This window comes from Dapis brunnea BLCC-M229 (assembly GCF_050015995.1).
GTDB lineage: Bacteria > Cyanobacteriota > Cyanobacteriia > Cyanobacteriales > Microcoleaceae > Trichodesmium.
In genome coordinates this window covers 31,106-38,075 of the sequence record NZ_JBNHEP010000141.1, presented here as the reverse complement: position 1 = coordinate 38,075, position 6,970 = coordinate 31,106, and the positions used below count along the sequence as shown (strand labels likewise).

2 protein-coding genes are annotated in these 6,970 nt (G+C 36.1%); both read right to left on the bottom strand.

What is annotated here, in order from left to right; genetic code table 11:
* Positions 1-210: 210 nt before the first annotated feature.
* Positions 211-399 (bottom strand): hypothetical protein, encoded by a 189-nt coding sequence (locus ACP6PM_RS16590; RefSeq protein ID WP_426586486.1) that lies wholly within the window; start codon positions 397-399, stop codon positions 211-213.
* Between the two features lie 312 nt (positions 400-711).
* On the bottom strand, positions 712-6,249 hold the full coding sequence (locus ACP6PM_RS16585) for a trifunctional serine/threonine-protein kinase/ATP-binding protein/sensor histidine kinase (protein ID WP_426586484.1): 5,538 nt from the start codon (positions 6,247-6,249) through the stop codon (positions 712-714).
* Positions 6,250-6,970 lie beyond the last annotated feature (721 nt).

Here is a 6,970-nt window from a genome sequence, read left to right as displayed (position 1 = left end):
GGGTTCCGCGTTAAATTAATGGAAATCACCCCAAATCAAATAAACTCGCCCCCCCGTAACGCGTAGTTATCAATATCAGCATTACCCAATATCAGGTTGAAAGCGGGGCGGGTTTAGATAAATTAATATCATGTACCAAGGTTTCCGGCTAAACCCGCCCCTACAAATCGCATTGATAACTGATAACTGATAACTGAAAAAAAAACGCCTCTACCAACCCACAGAATAATCGGGAAAACGATTCGCTTTAATAAAATTTATCGCTGTCTCAGCTATTGCTGGAATTTCTATCAATACAATTTTTTCTATCAAAAATGGTAAGGGAATTTGACCGGGGGATACTTTTGTTTTGGGAACTTTGCTCAATATTCCTCTCAGCAGAAAAACTTCTGAGTTCAAACTTCTTGACTTCTCCTCGTGCCAGGTATCGTTGAGAAAAAAAGAGAAGGTTTGAACTTCCCCTCTCTTCTTCTTTTTAGCCTTTGGTCTTTCTTTTGCTGCCTAGCATTAAACCGCTAAGTGCGATCAAACTTAAGATTAGGTTCGGTTCCGGTAACTGATAACTGATAACTGAAAAAACCCGCCCCTACACATCGCACTGATAACTGATAACTGATAACTGATAACTGAAAAAACCCGCCCCTACACATCACACTGATAACTGATAACTGAAAAAAACCCGCCCCTACAATTTTTTTTGTTATTCAGCTATCAATTATCCATTGGCACCTTAATAATAAACTCCGTTCCTTGACCCAAATTACTAACACAAATTAGCTCTCCGGAATGACGCTCAACTACAATTTGATAGCTAATATATAATCCCAAACCAGTACCCGAACCTACTGGTTTCGTAGTAAAAAATGGGTCGAAGATTTTATTAACAATTTCTGGTGGAATTCCTGGGCCGTTATCAGCAATTTTTATTTCAATGAATCGACTTTCAGTTATTGCTGTCGTAATTGTAAGAGTAGGAGTAAGATCGGGATTTTTTCCCTGAATACTAACTTCATTCAAAGCATCAATAGCATTATTCAGAATATTCAAAAATACTTGATTTAACTGATTGGGATAACAAGTAACTAATGGTAGTTTTCCGTAATTTTTAATCGCCTTTATTTCTGGATATTTTATCCCACAACTTTCCTCTTCAAAACTGTGCAACCGATGTTGTAAAATTAGCAAAGTAGATTCAATACCTTCGTGGATATCTGCTTTTTTGATTTGAGATTCATCCAACCTAGAAAAATTCCGCAACGAGGCTACAATATCTCGAATTCTTTTTGAGCCAGTTTGCATCGAACCTAACAAGTTTGGCAAATCTTCTACCAAAAAATCTAAATCTATATCGTCAATTATTGCTTCAATTTCAGCCGTCGGTTTCGGATAAGTATTTTGATAAGCAGTAATTAAATTTAACAAGTCATTAACGTATTCACTTGCTGGTTTAATATTGCCATAAATAAAATTGACTGGGTTGTTAATTTCATGGGCAACACCTGCCACCATCTGACCCAAAGAAGACATTTTTTCGTTCTGAATTAATTGAGCTTGGGTTTGTTGTAAATTTGTTAATGCTTGCTCTAAATCAAAAGCTTTTTGACTTAAAGCTTCAGTTTTTTTCTCTACTTCTGCTTCTAAGGTTTGAGAATAGTTTTCTACTTGTTGATACAAACGAGCATTTTCAATTGATATTGCAGCTTGAGAAGTTAAAATTTGCAATGTTTCAATCCGATCGCTTGTAAATGCTCCCACTGTCAGATTATTTTCTAAATACAAAATTGCAATTAATTTTCCTTGCTTGGTAATAGGAGTACATAAAACCGATCTGGGTTGCTTGGTAATAATGTAGCGATCGCCTGCAAATTGAGATGTTGCACTCAAGTTATCAAAAACTGCGATTTTTTTACTTCTGATGACAGAATAAATCAAACTTTGAGGTAATTCTTGACATTGAGCAAGAGGAATTTGCAAGTTTTCTGTATGGTTTTGATTCGCTTTAGCTATAACTAGCCATTCTGCTTGTTGATGAATCACTAAAAATCCAGTTTCTGCACCCCCATTGGCGATCGCAACTTGCATCAGACTGGCTAAAAGTTTATCTAACTCTATTTCCTCAGAAATAACTTGGGCAGCTTTCATCACTGCTGGAAAATCTAATAAATTTGAGTTTTGGACATTCGTGGTCTTATTGAAGCTTTTTGTTGCGCTGTTAGAGATTGTTCCCTCAGATCCGCTCGCTGAGTTAGTTGGTTGCAAAATAACCTCTAGTAGTTGTGGATATTTTTCTTCTAAATAGGCAACTTTCCCCTTCGATCCCCACCGTGCATAACAGTAGTAAGCTTCTTGCATATATGCGGTGGCAACTTTTTCTTTTCCCCAATGGAGATAAAATTTAGCTGCTAATTCATTCGCTAATGCTTCTTCGTGAATATATTCGTTTTCTTTTGCACCTGCAATAGCTTTATCATAAAATTCAATTGCTTCAGTTTTTTGTCCTAAGATTCGGTATTTTTCTGCTTCTACCAAGTCAAGTTTATGTTGATGATTCATCGGGGCATGATACGCCCATTTCGCCAAATAAATTTGATGATTTTTTACGGCTTCAAGAGTGTTATCTTTCTCAATTTCTGACCGATCTGAGTATAACTTTAAGTAGGTTAATGCTGCATAAAAATGAAAAGCTGGAGTCTGAATTTGTCCTACTTTTGTAATTGAATAGCTTTCGGCTTTGAAAATATAATCTAAAGCATTTGTATAGTCACAAAACAGATAAGCTAACATCAATTTATAAGCATAGATAAAAATGAGCGAACTAACATCATTATCCTCATTGTACTTAGTAATCATCAAATTTTCATCGTAAGTAACACCGCTTAATAAATCCGGTCGATCGATAATTTCCTTCAAGTTATGGGCTACTTGTTGTTGCATCCTCAGGTAAGCTAGAGCTGATTTTTGCTTAACATTCTCTAAGGTAATACAGTAATTTTCAATTTCAGTTTCCCAATCCTGTAGCTCGACTCCAGCAAATAAATTATCAACAAAATAGTGAACTATGCTATAGCCAGCATAGAGAAAATCACCAATTTCTATACTTGCTAGATAAGCCTCTTTGGCAGTGATTATTGTTGCTCTTAGTGATTCTCGATGATGCTGAAGAAAAGTACAAAATATAAGTAAAGTTATACACTTGAATTTCCGAACATTTAATTTATGAAGTAAATTTAGTGCGACTCTTCCAAAGTAATACCCCCTTTCGACTTGTTCTAAAAAACTAGACAACATCAAGCCATAGGTTACATACCCGATGCTTGATGCGGAAGTATTCCCAAATTCTAGCGATAAACTGACCATTGTCGCACCCAGTAGAGGCAACAAAGTAGGTTTTGCTTGGTGAATAGGCGGAAATAACATTGCTAACAACTCCATCCCAGCAATTATTCGAGGTTCACTCATTACAGGTAGGTTAATTAATTCCTCTATTTGTTTGCCTTGAAGTTGCTTCTCCAGGGTTTGTAATGTTTTATCAATAAACGCTTCATCTGCCTCTAAAGGGAAGGTAATCTCCAATTTTTCCAGGGCTTCTTGGCCGACAGCGAGTGCTTCTAATATCTCAGTTTTAGCTGTCAATGCGTTGATTTTAATCTCATAAATTTTTACTTTGTCTAGTATGGTTTTAGTTGATTCCAAAACCAGAGCTGCCATTGTTTCCATTTCCTCAAACTGACCATTCAAATAAGCCGTTTCTGTGGCAGTTACATAAAGATTCAGAGTTAATTCATACTGAGTTTTCCAACAGTTTTTGGGGAGTAAATTAAGTCCGGTTTTCACAAAAGTTCTAGCAGCAATATAAGCAGTTGAATTTCTGGCTTTTTGTGCAGCGGTTAAGTTAAGTTTCGCTAAAGTTTCTCTCTCCTTGGGTTGAATAATTAACTCAATTCCTAAATTAAAATGCCCGACAATATCAAAAAGCTTTTCTTCTTGTTCTTTTTCTGATAAATTCTTTTGGAGTAGTTGACCAATTTTGAGATGCGTCACCTGTTTTTTTTCATCAGGAATTAAAGAATAAGCAGCTTGTTGAACCCGGTCATGTAAAAATCTGTATTTAGCATTTTGTTTCTGAGAATTTTCATCTTCAGAGCTGAAGTTATCATTTACCTCAAGCTGATAAAACTTATATACATCACTAACTGGTAAAATCAAACCTTCCTGCAATGCTTTCCATAAGAAAGTCGCCGTGTTTATTTCCGATCGCTCTGAAACAATTGCCAAAGTTTGTAAATCAAACCCAGCTCCAATACAAGCTGCTAGTTTAATAATCTCCTGAGTTTCTATTGGTAATTTTTCCAATTGTAATGCCATAAATTCTACGACATCATCTGTAATTGCTAATGCTTTAACTTGGGCAATATCGCATTCCCAATGTTGGATATTCCAATTAAATATAATTAACTTATCCTCATATAATGCTTTGAGAAACTGAGTTGCAAAAAAAGGATTTCCCTTTGTTTTTTGATAGACTAATTTTGTCAAAGGTTGGGCAAGAGATAATTCACAATTTAAGGTATCTGCCACTAGCTGATTCAGATCGGATTCGATTAACGGAGCTAAAGTAATTGTATTTACTACTCCCTCTGTTTTAACAATTTCATTTACCATTAAAATTAAGGGATGAACTGGGGAGACTTCATTATCTCGATAAGCACCTAATAATAATAAATATTCTGTATCTTGCAGCAATAATTTCAGCAGATTTAATGAGGCAGAATCTGCCCATTGTAAATCATCCAAAAAAATTACTAAAGGATGTTCTTTTCGGGTGAAGACTTTGACAAATTTTTGAAATAATAAATTAAAGCGATTTTGGGCGGCTGTTCCTGATAATTCTATGGGTGGTGGCTGTTTGCCGATGATATTTTCTAACTCGGGAATAACATCTATTAAGACTTGTCCGTTGTCACCCACTGCTGCCAGAATATTGATTTTCCAAATTTCTATTTTGGCTTCTGATTCTGATAATAATTGCCCCATTAAATCTCGGAAGGCTTGCACAAAAGCAGAAAAAGGAATATTGCGATTAAATTGGTCATATTTGCCTTGAATAAAGTAGCCTTGTTGTCGAACAATAGGTTTATGAACTTCATTGATAACTGCCGTTTTTCCAATCCCGGAAAAACCTGCGACTAACATCAATTCTGCTCCTCCCCCCTTGGTAAGGGGGGATTGAGGGGAGATTTTCTCCTTACTAAGGGGGGTCTGGGGGGAATTACTAACTCGTTCAAAAGCATCTAATAGTCGATCGACTTCTTTTTCCCGACCATAGAGTTTTTCAGGAATTATAAATCTGTCACTAATATCTCGCTTTCCTAGTTCAAAATAAGAGATTTTTCCAGTTTGCTGAAGTTGAGTTAAACATTTTTCTAAGTCATGTTTAATTCCTAAAGCAATTTGATAACGATTTTCGGCATTTTTTGCCATTAATTTACTCACAAATTTTGATAAAATCGGGGAAATTTGTGAATTTATTTCATGGATTTCTATAGGTTGTTTTGCTAAATGAAAATGCAATAACTCCATTGCATCTTCTGAGACAAAAGGTAATTTTCCTGTCAATAATTCATAAAAAGTAACACCCAAGGAATAAAAATCGCTGCGATAATCTATGCCTCGATTCATTCGACCTGTTTGTTCGGGAGAAATATAGGCTAATGTACCTTCTAAAATATTAGGATTCTGAATTTCTTGGGTTTCTCGTGGTAGGAGAGAGGCAATACTAAAGTCAATTAATTTAATTTGTTTAGTGTGGGGATTAATTAAAATGTTGGCAGGTTTTATGTCTTTGTGAATGACTCTGTTTTGGTAGAGATAGTGTAGAGCTTCTGTTAATGGGATAGCTATTTCGAGAAATTCTGTTAAAGGTAAATATTTATATTGATGATTTTTATCTGTGGCTATTTGAAGATAATTAGATAGGGAAATACCCCCAAAGTCTTCCATAATTAAGGCATAGCCATTGCCATAGACTTCTAGACTTAAGGGTTTAATAATATTAGGAAAGTCGAGATTTTGAGCAATAGTATATTGGTTGCGAAATTGAACTATTTCGTTAAAGTTTGGGTATTTGTTTCGTAGTAGTTTGATAACGATAGGTTGCTCGTCGCTCCTACGGATACCTCGATAGACTAGAGTGCGGGTACCTGCGTACAGTTGCTCTGCGATTTGATAATTGGGTAAGTTGGGGATCATGTTTATAATTTGTTTCTACTTTGTTAATTTATATAAATTTTGACAGGGTTGAACTCAAGCTTTCTAGCAACTAGATTAGTAGATTTTTGGCCCTCAAGCTATTAAAGTAGTTGAGAAATACTAAATAAATTGAACTTTTCCTAAGCTTCTTTCTCATTTTATATCATCCTTGGTAAAACACTCATAATCAGACTGCTTTTTGAGAACGCGCTTATCCGAAAAAGACTCCAACGCACCCTACACCCTTAGCACTGTCATTGCCAGGAGGGCAGAGAAATCAATTATTTTAGTCTCTCCAATCATTACCCCCCGTGGCAATCTTTGGTATCATAGTCAAATTGCGAGATTGCTTCGGCTCAGAAAGCTGCTTTCTCCAAGAGGTTAACTTGTTCGATGACGCCTCGCAATGACAACTTAACCACGAACTAAACCACTATTGATTGTCATTGCGAGGGAGGCAGAGAAATCAATTATTTTGGTCTCTCCAATCATTACCCCCCATGGCAATCTTTGGTATCATAGTCAAATTGCTAGATTGCTTCGGCTCAGAAAGCTGCTTTCTCCAAGAGGTTAACTTGTTCGACGACGCCTCGCAATGACAACTTAACCACGAACTAAACCACTAACACTGTCATTGCCAGGGGGGCAGAGAAATCAATTATTTTAGTCTCTCCAATCATTACCCCCCGTGGCAATCTTTGGTATCATAGTCAAATAATGA